General features: G+C 64.5%; 13 protein-coding genes. 7 read left to right on the top strand and 6 right to left on the bottom strand.

The annotated features are described in order from the left end of the window. Window positions 1-110 precede the first annotated feature (110 nt). Window positions 111-1,031, top strand: a complete 921-nt coding sequence (locus OHZ10_RS34105) for an alpha/beta hydrolase (RefSeq protein ID WP_342706388.1) — start codon at window positions 111-113, stop codon at window positions 1,029-1,031. A 188-nt stretch (window positions 1,032-1,219) separates the two neighbouring features. Further along, entirely contained in the window at window positions 1,220-1,855 is a 636-nt protein-coding gene (locus OHZ10_RS34100; RefSeq protein WP_342706387.1) for an SDR family oxidoreductase, read from the top strand. Between the two features lie 72 nt (window positions 1,856-1,927). Here OHZ10_RS34100 and OHZ10_RS34095 read toward each other — a convergent pair whose 3' ends face one another. The 3 genes from OHZ10_RS34095 to OHZ10_RS34085 form a co-directional block, all read right to left on the bottom strand. Beyond that, window positions 1,928-3,241, bottom strand: coding sequence for an MFS transporter (locus OHZ10_RS34095; protein WP_059242460.1), 1,314 nt, complete (start codon window positions 3,239-3,241; stop codon window positions 1,928-1,930). A gap of 286 nt (window positions 3,242-3,527) precedes the next feature. Next, complete coding sequence (locus OHZ10_RS34090; protein ID WP_342706386.1) at window positions 3,528-4,445, bottom strand: LysR family transcriptional regulator; 918 nt, start codon at window positions 4,443-4,445, stop codon at window positions 3,528-3,530. Between the two features lie 228 nt (window positions 4,446-4,673). Continuing rightward, window positions 4,674-5,927 (bottom strand): CaiB/BaiF CoA transferase family protein, encoded by a 1,254-nt coding sequence (locus OHZ10_RS34085; RefSeq protein WP_256087403.1) that lies wholly within the window; start codon window positions 5,925-5,927, stop codon window positions 4,674-4,676. Window positions 5,928-6,516: 589 nt separating this feature from the next. Here OHZ10_RS34085 and OHZ10_RS34080 point away from each other — a divergent pair. The 5 genes from OHZ10_RS34080 (at window position 6,517) to OHZ10_RS34060 (ending at window position 12,331) form a co-directional block, all read left to right on the top strand. Further along, window positions 6,517-7,317 (top strand): SDR family NAD(P)-dependent oxidoreductase, encoded by an 801-nt coding sequence (locus OHZ10_RS34080; protein ID WP_342706385.1) that lies wholly within the window; start codon window positions 6,517-6,519, stop codon window positions 7,315-7,317. Window positions 7,318-7,429: 112 nt separating this feature from the next. After that, window positions 7,430-8,485 carry a zinc-binding dehydrogenase gene (locus tag OHZ10_RS34075; protein WP_342706384.1) on the top strand — a complete coding sequence of 352 codons (1,056 nt, stop codon included), beginning with the start codon at window positions 7,430-7,432 and terminating at the stop codon, window positions 8,483-8,485. A 67-nt stretch (window positions 8,486-8,552) separates the two neighbouring features. Next, window positions 8,553-10,013, top strand: a complete 1,461-nt coding sequence (locus OHZ10_RS34070; protein WP_342706383.1) for an aldehyde dehydrogenase — start codon at window positions 8,553-8,555, stop codon at window positions 10,011-10,013. Between the two features lie 255 nt (window positions 10,014-10,268). Then, window positions 10,269-10,778: a MerR family transcriptional regulator gene (locus tag OHZ10_RS34065; protein WP_342706382.1), complete on the top strand. Its 510-nt coding sequence runs from the start codon at window positions 10,269-10,271 to the stop codon at window positions 10,776-10,778. Window positions 10,779-10,780: 2 nt separating this feature from the next. After that, a complete protein-coding gene (locus OHZ10_RS34060) occupies window positions 10,781-12,331 on the top strand; it encodes an MFS transporter (RefSeq protein WP_342706381.1) in 1,551 nt (516 codons plus the stop codon). A gap of 468 nt (window positions 12,332-12,799) precedes the next feature. On the opposite strand, the gene OHZ10_RS34055 is transcribed toward OHZ10_RS34060, so the two are convergent. The 3 genes from OHZ10_RS34055 to OHZ10_RS34045 form a co-directional block, all read right to left on the bottom strand. Continuing rightward, window positions 12,800-13,591, bottom strand: a complete 792-nt coding sequence (locus OHZ10_RS34055) for a helix-turn-helix transcriptional regulator (protein ID WP_342706380.1) — start codon at window positions 13,589-13,591, stop codon at window positions 12,800-12,802. A gap of 217 nt (window positions 13,592-13,808) precedes the next feature. Beyond that, window positions 13,809-15,779, bottom strand: a complete 1,971-nt coding sequence (locus OHZ10_RS34050; RefSeq protein ID WP_256087397.1) for a hydantoinase B/oxoprolinase family protein — start codon at window positions 15,777-15,779, stop codon at window positions 13,809-13,811. A 7-nt stretch (window positions 15,780-15,786) separates the two neighbouring features. Beyond that, window positions 15,787-17,832, bottom strand: a complete 2,046-nt coding sequence (locus OHZ10_RS34045; RefSeq protein WP_342706379.1) for a hydantoinase/oxoprolinase family protein — start codon at window positions 17,830-17,832, stop codon at window positions 15,787-15,789. Window positions 17,833-17,840 lie beyond the last annotated feature (8 nt).

Genomic DNA, 17,840 nt, shown 5'->3' with positions numbered 1-17,840 from the left:
GATTGCAATCTTCCGTCATCCCAATCGCGGCACTATATTCAAACCGTCGCCGCTCGGCCGTGAACGAATCGGCCTTGCGAACCCAACTCTCCCCCGTGGACGGAGCCGTCATGAAAAGCGTCAAGATCAAGCATGTGTATTGGGATATCGCCGCCAACGTCTACTTCCCGCCGAATTTCGATGAAGGTAAAAAATACCCGGCCATCATCAGCGCGCATCCGATCGGCAGCTGCAAGGAGCAGACGTCGGGGAACGTGTATGGCGAGGCGCTGGCCAAGGAAGGCTTCGTCGTCATCGCATTCGATGCCAGCTTTCAAGGCGATAGTGGCGGCGAGCCGCGTTATATCGAAGATCCGACGTTGCGCGTCGAGGATTTCCGCGTCGTCTGCGATTACCTCGTGACGCTTCCGTACGTCGACGAAGACCGCATCGGCGTGCTGGGCATCTGCGGTGGCGGCGGTTATTCGATCAATGCTGCGATGACCGAGCGCCGCATCAAGGCGGTCGGCACGGTAACGGGCGCCAACTACGGCCGCCTGATGCGCGAAGGCTTCAGCAACTACGACCCGATCGCCGCCCTCGAGGCAATGGCCAAGCAGCGCACGGCGGAAGCGCGCGGCGGCGCCCTGCGCGTGGACGACCTGCTGCCGCCGTCGCCGGAGGCCGCCAAGGAAGCCGGTCTGACGGAAGTCGACGTCTATGGTGCGACCGAATACTATCGTTCGGATCGCGGCCGCGCGCCGAACGGCGTGAACCGTGCAATGTATTCGCACCAGGCCGTCGCCGTGGGCTGGGATGCGTTCCACCTGTGCGAAACGCTGCTCACCCAGCCGCTGATGGTGGTGGTGGGCGACCAGGTCGGTGCGTTCGGCGCCTACCGTGACGGCTGCGAAATCATCGGTCGCGCGGCGTCGAAGAAGAAGGAACTGGTGGTTGTCGAAGGTTGGTCGCACTACGATCTGTACGACAAGCCCGAGCCAGTCGGCAAGGCGCTGGCGAAGCTGATTCCTTTCTACAAGGAAAACCTGTAATCCCTCACTGCCGGGTTATCGCACCGAGATGAGCGCGTACCGCGCGCCGCGGTGCCCTCGCATGCCGGCACGAACTGGCGTTCCCCGAACGGTGTCCGCACGCTTACTGCCGCGCAACGGCACACGCTCCCTCCGAACACGCCCCCGCTTGTCGCGGGGAGCCCGCTTCGACAACACGGAAGACAACCATGACCAAGGTACTGATCCTCGGCGCAAGCGGGCAAATCGCCCGCTGGGCCGTACAGATGCTGGGAGTGAAGAGCAGCGTCAAGCAAACGCTCCTCGTGCGCGACCCCAGGAAGCTGGCCGGCAACGAGCCTGCCAACGCGAGCGTCGTGATCGGCGACGCACTGGACAAGAAATTGCTGCCGCGCATCATGGAAGGGCAAGACGTCGTGTATGCCAACCTGGCCGGCGACGTGGATACGCAAACCGAACATATCCTGGCGGCGATGAAGGCCACCGGCGTCAAGCGGCTGATCTTCGTCAACTCGCTCGGAATCTATGACGAAGTGCCCGGGAAATTCGGCGAATGGAACCGCCGGGAAATCGGACAGTATCTGCCGCCTTATCTCAGATCCGCCGACCTGATCGAGGCATCCGGGCTGGACTACACCATCCTGCGTGCAGCATGGCTGCAAGACAAGGATGAGGTGAGTTACGAGATCACCGCACGGGATGAGCCGTTCAAGGGAACCGAGGTTTCCCGGAAAAGCGTGGCCGCCCTGATCGCCGATCTGGTCGAACATCCCGGCCGGCTGATGCGCGACAACGTCGGCGTCAACAAGCCGGGAACCGACGGCGACAAGCCGGCTTTCGCATGAAACCCGAATCCGTCAGGCCGGCATGAACGCGATCGTGTCGCGACGGCGCGTCCGTCGCGATCTGCGTTCCGGTCACGCCTTCGCGTAATGCGTACCCATGCGCGTGCCCCTGGGAATCTGCGTCACCATCACCGCGGCGATCACGGATGGAATCGCGAATACGTAGAAATTCCATTGATGACCCAGATTCGACCCGACGACCCATCCGCCGATCATCGGCCCCAGCACCGAGCCGATCCGTCCCAGGCCCTGGGCCGTCCCGATCGCCGAGCCGCGGCACAAGGCGGGGAAGTACGCTGCGATGTAGCCATAGCCGAGCGTTGTCGATCCGATCGAACCCAGTCCCGCACCGAACACCGCAAGCATCAACCAGGTGTAACCGGGTTTCTGACTCATGACCAGCAATGACAGCGCGCACACGACGAAGAACGAAATGAGTATCTTCCGGGAACCCAGCCGATCGGCGAGCCATGCGCCGATCACATTGCCGGCAACGGCACCGAACTGCATCACCATCAGGAAGTGCAACGACGATCCGAGCGGATAGCCGGCCTTGCGCATCAACGTGGGAAGCCAGACGTTCATTCCATAGACGACGATCTGACCGCAGAAGCATACGACGGCGAACAGCAGCACCGCCGATCGCCATTCCGTCGACATCACGAGCCTGAAGCCGCGCCGTTCCCCGGAACCGGCATGCAGCTGCCGCTGGCTTTCGTGATCGGCAAGCACGCGATCGAAGTCGATCGAATAGCGGGTGGCCAGTGCGCGCGCCTCGTCCATCCGGTTGCGATCGACCAGAAAATTCACCGACTCCGGCAGGAAGAAGACCATCACGGGCAAGACGAAGATGTACAGTGCTCCGGCGCCATACAGCACTCGCCAGCCATGGCTTTCCAGCAGCGAAATGGCCAGCAACGCACAAATCACCCCGCCGACCGCATAACCCGAGAGCGCCAGCGCGTTGTAGAGCTGCCGGCGGTTTCTCGGTGCATACTCGACCGTCAGCGCCACCGATGAAGGCACGACACTCCCGAGCCCGACGCCCGTGAGAAAGCGCGCAATGCCCAACTGGGTCGGCGAATGCGCGAGCGCGCACAGTAGCGAACCGATCGAAAACCAGAACACGCCGGCCATGATCAGCTTGCGTCGCCCGATCCGATCAGACAGGGAGCCCGCGCCGAACAAGCCCAGCATCAACCCTGCCAGGGTCCAGCTTCCGATCATTCCCGCTCCCGTGGCAGTCAGGCCCCAGCCGGGTTCGGAAAAAAGCGCCGATACCGTTGCGCCGTAGACGATGAGATCGTAGCCGTCGACGGCGATGGTCAGAAAGCACAATGCGACTACGAATAGACCGCTGCGCGTCGGAATTGAAGAGTCGTTCACGTTGTCTCCTGTTTCATTCATGGACACCCGTTATAGGCCGGGCTTTCTTTTGTTCGATGAAAATATAGGGATACGAAATTTTCAGGCCAAGTGATGGATTCCGAATTGGCGATTCGACGAATCCGAATCGATGCCCGCATGCGCGGGAAAGCCGCACCCGCACGAGCGCCGGCTCAGCGATGGCGCGGTTGCCGCAACGCAGGAAGATCGGCCATGCACGCAGGTGTGCACGACATGCTGGCCCCTGCCACGTGCTTCGCGGGCATGGGCATCGTTGAAACGGGAATCAGCGGTCGGTCAACTGCGCAATGAATGCCCGCGTGGCCGCGGGCAGCGAATCGCCGAGTTTGGTGCCGATGCAAAGATGGCGCAGCGCCCATGGCTCGTCCAGCGCGACGAGCGTCACTTTATTGAAGTCTTCGAGCGGCAGCATGCTCTCGGGATGGATCGTCACGCCCAGGCCGGCCTTGACCAGGCTGCGGGCCGCTTCGATCGTGTTGACCCGGTACTTCACGACCAGCTCGCGCCCCAGCGCGGATGCGGCGTTTTTCAGTTGCGTCATCATCGACGTCGTCGCCGACAGGCCGATGATGTTCTCCTCGAGCAAGTCGCGTGTCGTGACGCTCGCGCGCTCCGCCAGGCGGTGCCCCTGCGGTACGACGGCAACCAGGCGGTCGGTGCGGTATTCGATGATGTCGAGCGCCTCCCGGTCGATATCGTCGGTTGCATAGAACATGGCCACATCGGCCTTGCCGGTCACGACGGCACCGACCACGTTCGTATTCGCATCCTCCTGCAACTCGATATCGACGAGCGGAAAGTCCCGCGTGAATTCGGCGATTTCCCGCGCCAGGAACTGAACGATGATCGTGCTGGTGGAACTGATGCGGATATGGCCACGTACGCCTTCGGTAAACTCGGCGACCTCCCGGCGCATCACGTCGAGATTCTCGAACAGCACGCGTACATGGCGGGCCAGCACTTCGCCGGCGCGGCTCGGCACCATGCCGCCCGGCAGTCGCTCGAACAGATCGATGCCGGCAATCTCCTCGAGATCCTGGATGCGTCTCGTGGCAGCCGACGGCGTGATGTTTTCCCTCACGGCGGCGCGACGCATCTGCTGCTCTTCCACGACGGTGAGAAACAGCCGCAATGTGAACAGGTCGACGCGCCGCGTCAGATTGTGGAGACTGAGCCCCGTCATTCGACCTCCATGATCGTCCTGCCGGGCTCCATCGAGCGCCCGAAACCGAAAGACTATGTCGGAGGGGGGGCATCGTCAATCGGGGCGCCCGCGCCGTTCGATCGGAAACGCGACGTCCAGATCCGCCCGCGTCGCCGTGCCGTCTCGAGGTTCAGGCAGACTCCGGCATGATTGCGCGCGCCAATCCACGCTGAACCGACGCAGTTGCCCGTCGTCGCGCCACCGGGCTCAGATCACGTTCATGTCCCGCAATCTGCCGATTTCGCCGTCGTCCATGCCAAGCCAGTGGTGCAGCACATCCGCGTTGTGCTCGCCGAGGCTCGGCGGCGCCTTTGCCTCGGGCTCGGGCACGTCCGACATCTTGACCGGGTTCCCCGCCACCTGGATGGGCCCCCACACGGGATCGTCGAGCGTCATGAGCATCTTGCGCGCGGCAACGTGAGGACATTCGAACAAATCAGGCACATCGTTGACGGTCGAGCACGGCACACCGCCCGCGCGCAGCGCCGCCAGCGCCGCTTCGCGCGTTCGATCGGCCAGCCACGCATCGATCTCCACGTTCAGCTCGTCCAGATGCTGCTTGCGCACTATGCCGTCGGCGAATCTCGGGTCGCTCGTCAGCTCGGGACGGCCGATCGTTTCCGCGAACCGCTTCCAGATGTGTTCACCTAGCACCGCAATGACGATGTAGCCGTCCTTCGCACGATAGGTTCCGAACGGCGCGGTGACGGCGTGCACACCGGGCGGTGAGGTTCGCTTCGTCGCGGAATACATCGTGACCGAGATTTCGTTGAGGATCAGCGACGCGTCGTACATCGAGATATCGATTTTCTTGCCCTTGCCGGTAGTCTGCCGATGCAGAAGCGCCAGCACGACGCCGTAGAGCGCCAGGATTCCGCACTCGATATCGGCAAGCGAGAAGCCCAGATAGGTGGGGCGATCTCCGGTGCGCTCGGGGCGATACATGAGCCCGCTCATTGCCTGCCCCACGATATCGAACGCGGGGAACTCGCCGTACGGGCTGGGCAGTATGTCATCGTGCCCGAAGCCGGAGATGGCGCCGTAGATCAGGCGCGGATTGACCTTGCTCAGGTCTGCGTACCCGAGCCCGAGCCGGTCCATGACATTGGGCCGCAGGTTCTCGATCACCACATCGGCCTGTGCCGCGAGTTCCAGGAAGATGCGTCGCCCCTCCTCATGTTTGAGATCGAGCGTGACGCTCTTCTTGTTTCGATTGGTCCGAAGAAACGCGAGCCCGTTCGGCTTGCCGTCGGCGTCGGGTTTGACCGGGCTCGTGCTCCGTGCAAAGTCGCCGCCCTCGCGCGTCTCGATCTTGACGACTTCCGCGCCTGCATCCGCCAGCCACATCGAGGCAAACGGCGCCGCGATGAAGTTCTCGACTGTCAGCACCCGTATACCGGCCAAGGGTCGATCGGCGCCGGTTTTCGTTCCGACGCGCGAATCATGAAGTGCCGCCTCCATCCCGTCTCCTTTTTTAATGTCTCTTGATCGTGTTTTCGCGTGCCGGCCGCCACGGGTCTCGATTGTGCAGCGCGTCGATTTCGTGGTGTCTCTTGACTGGCAACGCTTCGTTTGTGCGCCCTGCGATCCTCGCAGGGCATTTGATCTCATCCGGCGTGGAACGATTCCGGATCGACCCCATCGCCTGACACGAACGATGCTAGGTGAGCCAGCCGAATCGTACAAATGCGAATTCGCGAAGACGGCGTTGCGGTTTCGCGAACCGGCATGCCGGGCCGCATGACGTCAGGATCGCCGGCCTGCCTGCTGGTTCGTCGGTCAGCCGGGTGTTCGCGCATCCGGCGTCGACGCGCGTTGGTGTTCAGGTTCGAAAAAACGCAATGCCCGGTTCGAGAAACAGCACTCGGATTAACGCCTCTTCGTCCCTATCATTGCTCACACCGATGCGCGGCGGGCCATTGATTCGGCAAGCTTCGATCCGGCCGTCATCGTCGATCCGTCGGCGGATACGCGCGATCGGCTGTGCCGGGCGTACTCGACCTGACGACACGTTCGAACGCAATTCTCACTGTCTTGAAGGCAATTTTCGATGAGCAGTCTTGAAGGGAAAGTAGCCATCGTCACCGGCGGCACCGGCGGGATCGGCAGAGGCATCGCCTTGAAGCTGGCAGCGCGCGGCGCAACGGTCGTGATCAACGGGCGAAGCGCGGCAAAGGCCGAGCCGGTCCTGGCCGAACTGCGGCAGGCCGGAGGCCAGGCGGATTTTCTGCCCGGCGACGTTCGAACCAAAACCGACATGGACGCGTTGGCCGAGGAGACCACCCGTCGCTACGGCGGCATCGACATCGTCGTCGCCAATGCCGGCGGCAATGACGACGAGGCTCGCTCTCCGAAGGTGCGTGGCCCGTTTGCCGATATCGACCTGGCGCGTGTCGCTGCGGTCGTTGCGGAAAACACGGCGGCCAAGCTCTTTCCGGTCCAGGCCGCGGTGCCCTTCCTGCGTGCCCGGGGCGGAGGCAGCGTGATTTTCGTGACGTCGGAAGGCGGCCGGGTGCCGACGCCCGGTCAAACCGCCGTGTCGACGTTTGCCGGCGGATTGATCCGCGCGAGCAAGGTCATCGCGAAGGAACTGGCGCGGGACAAGATCCGGGTCAACTGCGTGTGCGTGACGGTCGTGCGCGACAGCCCGTCGTGGGACGCCGTATTCGGCGCCGACAGCAAGGTATCGGAGCAGCACCGCAAGCAATACGAGAAGGTCGTCGCCGGGTGCCCGCTCGGTGTCGCGGCACCGACCGATATCGGTCAGGTCGTTGCGTTCCTGGCGTCCGCCGAGTCGGCCTATCTGACCGGTGCAACGCTCAGTCCGACCGGCGGATTGACCATTCATTGACCTGCGCCGCGCGTCGCGCCCGAGCTCGCCGCGCCGGTATCGGAACACGGATGCCTCGCGCACGAGCCGCCACGCACACGCCGGCTCACGTACCAGCAGTTGGAGAATTCTCATGCGTGGCATGGTCTTTCAGGGAAATTGCAAGGTCGACGTTCTCAATTTCGACGACCCCGTTCCCGGATACGGGGAAGCCGTCATCGAAATGAAGGCGTCCGGCATGTGCGGGACCGACCTTCACTATTACCGCCACGGCATGGCGGAGTCGTTGGGCATGCTCGGCATGCGCGACCGGATGGAATCAGCGCAGGTCATCGGCGGACATGAACCGTGCGGCGTCGTGGCCGCGGTCGGCCCCGGCGTCGATCCCGGCACGTTTCGGGTCGGCGACCGCGTGATGGTCTTTCATTACGCGGGCTGCAGTTGCTGCGATCACTGCCGGACGGGCTGGACCCAGCTGTGCGATCGCGGCGCACGCATCTACGGCGTGCTGAGCCACGGCGGGCATGCGAACTACATGAAGGTACCGGTATCGTCGCTGGTCCATCTGCCGCAGGAAGTGTCGTTCAAGGGCGGCGCGGCCATCGCGTGCGGCACCGGCACCGCCTACGGCGCGCTGCTGCGCCTGGATATCAGTGCGCGCGACACGCTCGCCGTCTATGGCCTGGGCCCGGTCGGGCTCTCCACGGCTCAACTCGCCGCCGCGATGGGCATCGAGGTGATCGGCGTCGACATCAATCCGGATCGCGTCGAACGCGCGAAAGCCTTTGGCGTCGCGCACGGCATCGATGCGAGCAAAGTCGACCCGGTCGACGAGATTCACAAGCTGACCGGCGGAAAAGGCGCGTCCTGTGCGGTCGAATGTGCCGGCGGCGAATTGCCGCGCGCACAGGCCATTCGCAGCACGAAAGTGTGGGGGCGCGTCGTTCTCGTCGCGGTCGGCGGGAACCTGACCATCGACGCGATGAAGGACCTGATCGGCAAGCAAAGGACGCTGATCGGCTCCTTCACCTTCTCCGAAGTCGGGATGAAGGATTGTGCTCACTTCATCGCCGATCACGGCGTCGAGGTAGACAAGCTCTTTACCGACGAGTGGAGTCTCGAGCAAGCCGGTGACGCCTACGCTCACTTCAATCAACAGACGAGTGGCAAGGGCGTCATCGTATTTTGACGGCACGCACACCTCTGTGCTGTCCGGAATTTGGAAAGTGCCGCCCACGGCGGCCATGGAGATTCAGATGACCAAGAGAACGATCGACCTCAAGCATCCTCGAGAGTTCTATATCGGTGGGCAATGGGTCCAGCCGTCCACCTCCGAAACGTTCGACGTGCTCGATTGCGCGACGGAAGAAGTCGTGGCGACCGTCGCGAAGGCGGCGTCCGCCGACATGCAGCGCGCCATCACGGCAGCGCGCGACGCGTTCGACAACGGCCCGTGGCCGCGGATGACGCCGCAGGAACGCGCGGTCTATCTCGAGAAGTTCGCGCAGCGGCTGGAAGCGCTGAATGACGATTTTGCGCGTATCTGGGCGATCGAAACCGGGATCGTCTACAAGGTTGCCCAGCCCCGTATCGGGCTGTTCATCAGCGGCGCATTTCGCCAGTACGCGGCAATGGCATCGACCTTTCCGTTTGTCGAGGAACACCGGTCGGTGACCGGCAATCTCGGCTATCGCGTATACGAGCCGGTCGGCGTGGTCGGCGAGATCATTCCGTGGAACGGCCCTGCCGGCCTGATGGCGTACAAGACCGCGCCGGCGCTGCTCGCAGGCTGCACGCTGGTGATCAAGTCGTCGCCCGAAGCGCCCTGCTCGGCTTACCTGTTCGCCGAGATCTGCGAAGAAATCGGCTTGCCGCCCGGCGTGATCAACGTCGTGACGGCCGATCGCGACGTGTCCGAGGAACTGGTCCGCCATCCTGGCGTCGACAAGATCACGTTCACGGGATCGACCGGTGCCGGCCGCCGGATCGCTTCGATCGCCGGTGATCGGGTCGCGCGCGTCACGCTCGAACTGGGCGGCAAATCGCCGGCTGTCATTCTCGACGACTACGACATCGAAGCCGCGGCAAACGTGCTCGGCCCGTCCTATTTCGGCTACAACACCGGGCAGATATGCCACAGCCTGACGCGCGTGATTGTTCCCCGTGCGAAGCACGATGCGATGGTCGAAGCGCTGGCGAACGCCGCGAAAAAGATCGTGGTCGGCGATCCGTTCGCGCCGGAAACGACCTCCGGCCCGCTCGCGAGCGCACGGCAGCGGGAAACCGTCGAGCGGTTCGTCGCCAAGGGCATTGCGGAAGGCGCAACGCTGGCGGCCGGCGGCAAACGGCCGGCCGGGCTGGAGCGAGGCTTCTTCTTCGAGCCGACGGTGTTCGGCAACGTGGACAATCGTTCGACGATCGCACAGGAAGAAATCTTCGGCCCGGTGCTGAGCGTCATTCCCGCCGACGACGAAGCGAGCGCGATCGCGATGGCGAACGACACGCCGTTCGGCCTGAATGCCGCGGTCTTCACGAACGACAGCGCCCGTGCGCTGCACGTGGCACGGCAGATCCGCTCGGGTACGGTCGGCCACAATGGCCCGCGCACCGATTTCTCGATCGGCTTCGGCGGGTTCAAGCAGTCGGGCATCGGGCGTGAAGGCGGTGTCGAAGGGCTGGCCGCGTTCATGGAATCGAAGACCATCGTCATGGCCTGACGGTGTGATCGTTCCCGTGTGATGCACGCATCGGCACGGGCAGCCGAATCGGTGGGGCACGCGGGTCCTGATTCCGTGTAGCGGATCGACCGCGTGTCTTCCGGCACGCCAGTCCGACTCAACGAAGCGCCGACCGAACGTCGGCGCTTCATTTTCGTACAAACCTGTACGCAGACGTTTACGTTTCAGGTGGTGCCCAAGCGCGCCGCATGACGCCGTATGCGCAGGCGATCGCCCTCCTTCTTCTTTCGACCGATGCAAGCCAGGACTTCACCACTCGTCGCGATTCGCGAGGCCGCCCGGCAACTGTCCGTGACGCCGCGCACACTGAAGTATTACGAGGAGCTCGGCCTTGTGATTCCCGCCAGGAGCGATGGGAGGTACCGGCTCTACAGTGCCGCGGATCTGGACAGGCTAAGACGGATCCTGCGTCTGCGCTCCCTTGGGTTTTCGCTACAAGGCATCACCGAAATGCTCAAGCAGCCGCTGGCGATCGAGGCCGGCGGCCGCAGGCAGTATTCCGCCGAGTCGTTGCACGAGATTTCGTCGGGTCTTGCGGAGCAGATCACGCGCCTGAATGCCCGGATCGTGCAGGTTCGACGTGAATTGACGGATGCCGAAACACTACGCAACGAGCTGAACGACGATCTCGATTACTTGCGTCGACGACTCGCCGGCACACCCTCGGATGCCCTGGAAGGCGAACGTCTTGCCGCGCGCGAGCGCCGTTCTGCGTCGCGCGATTCCGTCAACGGAGAGTCTTGATCATGGCATTCTCCCATGCGCGATCGCTGACGTTCCGCCATCTTCGCAACGACTTCTTTCCGTGGGCCGTCGCGTTGTCGGTCGGACTCGACTATTTCGACAACACGGCGTTCTCGTTCTTCAGCAGCTACGTGGCCGGCGGCATCAATGTGCCGCCCGACGAACTGGTGTGGTCGTCGTCTGCTTACGCTGTCGCATCGGTGCTGGGTATTCTTCAACAGCAATGGCTGATCGAGCGAATCGGGTTCCGTCGCTACCTCAGTGGATGCCTGCTGATGTTCGCGATCGGCTCGCTGGCGGCATCCGTCAGCACGACGTCATTGCAACTGGCGATGGCGCGAGGCTTTCAAGCCTATTTCATCGGGCCGATGCTTGGCACCTGCCGGATCCTCCTTCAGACCGGTTTCTCGCCGAAGAATCGCCCGTCAGCGACGCGCCTGTTCCTGACGATCATTCTGTTGGCGAGCGCGCTCGCGCCGCTGATCGGCGGGGTCCTCATTGCAAACTTTGGCTGGCATGCGCTGTTCCTCTGCACGACGGTAGCCGGACTCGCACTGGCGGTATTCGCATTCCTGGTCGTCCCGCATATCGGCAAGCGCCAGCCGGCACTGCGCAGCGATACGCACCTCTGGCCCTACCTGGTTTTCGCAGTCGCCCTGGGTGCGCTGCAGATCGTCGCCCAGCAGGTCCGCTTCGAGCTGTTCAGTACGTCGCCGGTACTGCTGCTCCTCACCGCGACGGGTTTGCTCGCGCTCGGGTGGGTTGCGTGGCAACAATGGAACCATCCCAAGCCGCTTATCCGGTTGAATGCGTTGCGCGAAGGGCCATTCAGAATCGCCATCCTTCTGTATGCGTTCTACTACTACATCACGAACGCGATCGGCTACCTGATTTCCCGGCTGCTCGAAGGCGGGCTCGGGTATCCCGTGGAGAACGCGGGTCGAATCGTCGGATTCACCTCACTGTCGTCGATCGCGATGGCCTTCCTGTACTTCCGGTACGCGAAGTTCGTCACGCGCAAAAAACTGCTGATCGTTCCGGGATTTCTGATGGCCACGTTCATCGCCGTGTGGTTCATGAACCTTCCACCGGATGTGAGCGCGCCGTGGCTCCTCGCGCCGTTGATCGTACGCGGTTTCCTGTTGATGTTCATCGCCCTGCCCAACGGAAACGTGGCATTCCAGATCTTCCCCGATCACGAGTTTACGCACGGCTACCGGCTGAAGAATATCGTCAAGCAACTCGCCTACTCGCTCTCGACTGCGTCCGTCATCATCCTGGATCAACACCGCCTCGCACTCCATCAAACCCGGCTGGCCGAGTTTGCGACGCCTTGCAACCCGATCTTCGAGAACGCGCTGCAGTCGACGGCTCGCGAATTCGTCGAACAGGGCATGAATACCGCACAGGCCGAAGGTGCCGCCCTCGGGGAATTTGCCCGAATGGCGGCACATCAAGCAAGCTTCATGAGCGTGCTGGATTGCTTCTATGTGATCGCGATCATCTCCGTTGCAGGTGCCGTAATCGCGCTGGTTCAGAAGCAGATCAAGTGACGGCCCGGAGGCAGCGCGCGTTCTGTTGACCGTTGGCCCTGAACCAGAATCGGTCGCCGTCGGAAGTGGGGATTTCCGGTTTGGCCGCGATGTCGTGCAAAGCGGAATCCCTTCAGCGAAAGACCATCCGGGAGCGAGTCCATTGGCAATCCATCCATGAACGATGACCGGTGCACTGGTCATCTCACCACGGCGGATCCGTATCGTCTGTCTTCTGATCGCAAGGCCCGTCCCGGCCTTTGCGACGCTGAATGTATTTGGGCGTTTGCGGCCGATATGCGCATGCCGTCCGGCGATCGCCGAGATGCAGCGGTCGCGGGCGGCCCCGGCTGCACGGCGGCTGGACGCAATGTGAACCAGCCTGATTCCGGCGTGCAGGCAAGTCAATTCGCGCGGCGATACCGTTTCGTGCTTCGGAATGACGGGCACTGGAAGCGAAAAGGCGGAGCCGCGACACCGCGCGGGCCTTCATTGCAGGCAGCTGCAGAGATTCAGATACCAGAGCAGCAGTTCCCGGTGGCTGCCGATCGACAGGCGTTCATACAGGCGCTTGCGATACGTGACGACGGTTTCCGTGCCGATGCCGAGATCGGCGGCGATCCCCGACGTCGGCAGGCCGTACAGATAACGCGCGCACACCTCCGATTCGCGCGTGGTCAGCCGCTCGCGGGACAGCGCGATCTGCCGCTCGATCTCGGCCAGGTCGGTCAGCAGGCTCGGCAGCCGGCGCGCGCGCATCGCGAGGTCGTAATGCCGGGCGACGATCGACAGGATCGTCGCCGCGCGGTCGGCCAGCGTATCCACGTGACGCGATGCGAACGGGCCGTATTGTTCCGGGCGCGTGACGCCGAGCACGAGCGGATGACCGTCGACGCGGCCGCCCATCAGCACCCGGTCGCGGATGTTCAGCTGCCCGTAAAGCGTCTGCTGCAAGCGCGGCGGTGCCGACAATTTGAAGTCGGTCTTCAGCAGCCGACAGTCGTCGCTCCCGCTCGTTCCGAGTTCGTTGATCTCGTCGTCGAACTGCCACCATTGGCCGCCGAGATAGGTGTTGCGCACGTGCTCGACACGGTCGGACCCGTCGCAGCCGATCGAGACGAATTCGACGGGGCGCGCGTCGACGATTCGGAAAATGAACGCGAGCTCCGCGCCGCACAGAGCGTGCAGCGACGCGCCGAACCGCTCGGGAAACACCGCGCTCCCGATCGCGCCGATCAGGCTGTCGAGCGGATGGGTCGATCTGATAGCCGCACCGGACAAGCTCGCCTCCGTCTGCCCCAACAGGGTGGATTGATCGAATACCGGTTCCGGCCCGCGTGTGACACCGGGGCGGAAACCGAACCGATCAAATGTTAGGTAGTCGGGGTGACGTTTGATAGCTGGTGTTTTCCTCTATGCGACCCGCGCACGGCCGGCGAGCCGACCCGACCCGACGCATCCGGCCGTGCATACGCGAACGTTTCGCGTTCGAACGCCGTCAGCGCGCCGCGCGCAGGCGTTGCGTGCCGGCTTCGTCGATGCGCAGCCCTTCCGGGTCCCGAAGCGGATCACCCACCACCACGACACCATAATCGCGCGCCGCGCCCGCGATGCTCACGTACTCGTCGCGCACGTCGGCCAGCACCTTCGCCGGATCGCGCGCGAACGCATCGCCCCACCCGCCGCCGCCGTTCGTGATGTAGCGCGAGATCGCACCCGGCTCGGTCTTCCACACCGGCTGGCTCCCGTAGTAGTGGTAGCGTCCCCGTTGCGGGTCGAGCACCTTGCTCTGCGGGTCGAGCACGCCCGCGACCGGCGTACTGGCCGCATAGACGTCCGGGCCGGTGCCGAGCAGCGCGCCCGGGCGGCCGTCAGCATCGCGTGCGGGCGGGAAGAACCAGACGCCGCCGCACGGGCCCGCACTGCCGCCATTCGCGCCGACGCCGCTCGGTTCGCGCGTGCGGAACGGCGAGCTGTGGTGATCGGCGGCCGTCAGCCACAGCGTGTCCTTCAGGTGCGCGGCGCCGCCGCGATGCGTGCCCGCGCCGCCGCCGTCGATCGCGTGCTCCTTGCGCAGCAGCACGACCGGCGAATCGGCCTCGATGGATTCCGTCGCCGGGTCGAGGTTGTTGAGCGTCAGCAGCACGGTGTAGCTGTCGCCGTCCGCCTCCTTGGTCGCGCCCCACGGGCCGTGCTCGCCGCCGCACTGGCACACGTTGGCCCAGGGCGTGCCGGCACGCGTCACGCCGTATGCGTTGTGCGTGCTGGTCGAGCCGTAGTCGCCCGCCACCGCGTTCTCGCCGAGCACCGGGTTGAGCGCGTTGAGGATCGCCGCGACCAGCGCGCCGCTGCTCTCCCAGAACATCATGATCGCGCCGTCGGGCGGCAGCGACGTCAGCAGCGTGCCGGCCGGCGCGGCCAGGTCGATGTCGCGCCAGGTGCCCGAGGTGAACGGCGCCTCGGGGTCGAGCAACAGCGTCAGCGCGACGCCGAGCGCCGTCTTCGCATCGAGAATGCCGCAGTTGATCGACGAGCGCGCCTGCGCGGAGCTGCCTGACAGGTCGGCCTCGATCCGGTGGCCGCGCTTGCGCAGCGTGATGTTGACGCGGTAGTCGACGCTGGCGTCGACGCCGTCCGCGTCGATCAGCGCGGAGCCCGTGTAGTCGCCGTCGGGAATCCGCCCGATCGCGTCGCGCATGCGTTCGGCCGATACGTCGCACGCGTAGGCGAGGCTGCCGAAATAGGCATCGAGGCCGTAGCGCGCGATGTTTTCGCGCACCAGCCGCTCACCCAGTTCCAGCTGATGGGCGATGCTGTGGAAGTCCGGCAGCAGCAGGCCGCCGAAGCGGGAGTTGTCGAAGATCAGGCTGAACGTCGAGCGCACCGGCTTGCCCTTCGACCACAGCAGCATCGGCGGAATCACGAGGCCGTTCTCGTAGACGTTGCGCTTGGTTGCCGAGAAGCCGCCCGGCACGACGCCGCCGATGTCGAGCTGGTGCGCGCGCATGTTGACGAACGACACGAGCCGGCCGTCGACGAACACCGGACGGATGAAGCAGACGTCGTTGACGTGCGTGCCGACGCGGTACGGGTCGTTGCAGATCAGCACGTCGCCGGGTTCGAGGTTGTGCGGCCCGTATTCCTGCACCGCGTTGCGCACCGCGTCGCCCATCGTGCCGAGGAACACGACCAGGCTGTTGCTGACCACCGGCATCGGGTAGTCCATCTCCGGCGGCCCGCTGAGGGTGCACGCGAAGTCGTACCAGTCACGGATGATCGGCGAGAACGCTTCGCGCATGAAGCCGGTCGACATGTGCTCGACCGCGTAGCGCAGCCGGTTGATCAGCACGGACGCCGTGAAGCGCTCACACGCATACCGCTCCAGGAATTGCGCGTCGGACAGCGCGCGGATGCGCGCATGGGGGTCGCCGGCGTGCGGTGCGGCGGCGATATCGGTCAGGAGATTCATGGTGCGCTCATTCCTTGTTGCGGATCAGCATTTCGCCGAAGCGGCCCACGGTCGCGGTCTGGCGCGCGCCGATGTGCGTGGTCGACAAGCCTTCGTTGACGACCGCCGGGCCGTCGATCACGTCGCCGCGACGCAGCGCGTCGCGGTGATAGACGGCCGCGTCCTGGTGCCCTTCGCCACTCGCGTCGGACAGGTCGCCGAGGTAGCGCAGCGTCGTGCGGCCGGCCGGGCGCAGCGGCTCGGCGCCGCGCGCCGGCAGCTCCGGATAGGCGACCTTCGGCGTTTCGAGCACGGCGCGCACGCGGAACGTCACGCCCTGCACCGGGAAGGCCTCGAAGCGGTTGCCCGAGCGCGTCTCGTAGCTGTGGTGGAACGCGGCGATCATGGTGTCGATCGCGGCCGCGTCGATCGTGCCGTTCGGCGCGGGCACGAACGGCGTTTCCCAGCTCTGGCCGGCCAGGCGCGCGTCGAAGCTGCGCTCGAAGGTGACGCGTGCGCCCGCATCGAGCCCTTCGCGCAGTTGCGCTTCCATCGTCGCGTAAAGCGCGTCGACCTGCGGCGCGAGTTCGGCCGAAAGGATCGCGTAGTGGCTGCGGCTGGCGGTGAACACCTGGTCGGCCGACAGCAGCCCGAGCGCGGAGAACAGGCCGGGATTCGGCGGCACGATCACCTGCTTGCACTTGAGCGAATCGAGCACGCCCGGCAGCAGCATCGGCCCGGCCGCGCCGTACGCCATCAGGCTGTAGTCGCGCGGGTCGATGCCGTTCTTGATCGCCACGTTGAGCAGCCCTTCGGCGATGTTGTGGATCGCGATCTCGTACGCGTAGCGCACGCGCTGGGCCAGCGTGAACGTCGTGTCGAGATGCTCGAACGCCTGCCGCGACAGCGCACGGTCGAGCTTGATCGCGCCGTTCGCGAAGCCGTGCTCGTCGATCACGCCGATCATCAGGAAGGTGTCCGTGGTGGTCGGCTGCGACCCGCCGCGACCGTAGCAGGCCGGCCCCGGCGTCGAGCCGGCGCTCGCCGGCCCGACCTGGATCTCGCCGGCCGGCCCGATCGCGACGATGCTGCCGCCGCCCGCCCCGATCGCCGTGACGTCGATCGCGAGCGCGTTTACCACCATGTCGTGCTCGAGTTCGAACGACGTGTTGACGAACGGCGCGCCGCCCGTGACCACGCTGATGTCGAGCGACGTGCCGCCGACGTCGGCGCACAGCAGGTTCGGCTCGCCGATCATCGCGCCGAAGTGCGCGCTGCCGATCGCGCCCGCCGACGGGCCGGAAAACACGATGCGGTACGGCTGCTCCATCGCGCGCCGCACCGGCACGAGCGTCGCCGCGCAGTCCGCGAAGTTCAGCTCGCCGCCGAAGCCCGCCGCCTTCAGGCCGTTCTCGAGCCGCTCGGTGTAATCCGCGTAGATGATCTTCATGAAAGTGTCGATCACGGTCGTCGACGCACGCGGATACTCGCGCGCGAGCGGCGAAACCTCGCTCGAGATCGAACAGGCGACGTCGCCGAGCACGTCCCGCACGAGCGCCTTGAGACGCACTTCGTGGGCGGGATTCAGGTATGAATTGAGCAGGCAGATGGACACGCCGGTCACGCCGCAACGCTTGAGCACTTCAAGCTCTTCGCGCGCCTGCGCTTCGTCGAGCGGGAACAGCACCGAGCCGTCGGCGAGGATCCGCTCGCGGATGCCGCGGCGCAGATAGCGTGGCACCAGCGGGCGCGTCGCGTCGCCGAAGCTGCGGCGCCACCGCGGATCGAGGATCGCCGAGGCGGGACGCCAGACGCGCCCCATGTCGAGAATGTCGCGGTGGCCTTCGGTCGTCAGGAATCCGATCTTCGGCAGCCGGCGCGTGATGACGGCGTTCAGGCCGTGCGTGCTGGCGTGGTTGAAGGCCTTGGCATCGGCGACGTTCAATTCGCGCGCGCCGGCGAGAATCGGTTTCGTCACGTCGTCATAGTCCGTCGAGATCTTGGCAGTCTCGATGCGGCCGTCGCGCAACGAGACCACGTCGGTAAACGTACCGCCTACATCGATAGCAATCATCCGGGTTC

It is taken from the genome of Burkholderia arboris (assembly GCF_038723655.1).
GTDB lineage: Bacteria > Pseudomonadota > Gammaproteobacteria > Burkholderiales > Burkholderiaceae > Burkholderia > Burkholderia arboris.
Note: the sequence above shows the minus strand (reverse complement) of the source record. Positions and strands in the feature narration are given on the sequence as shown.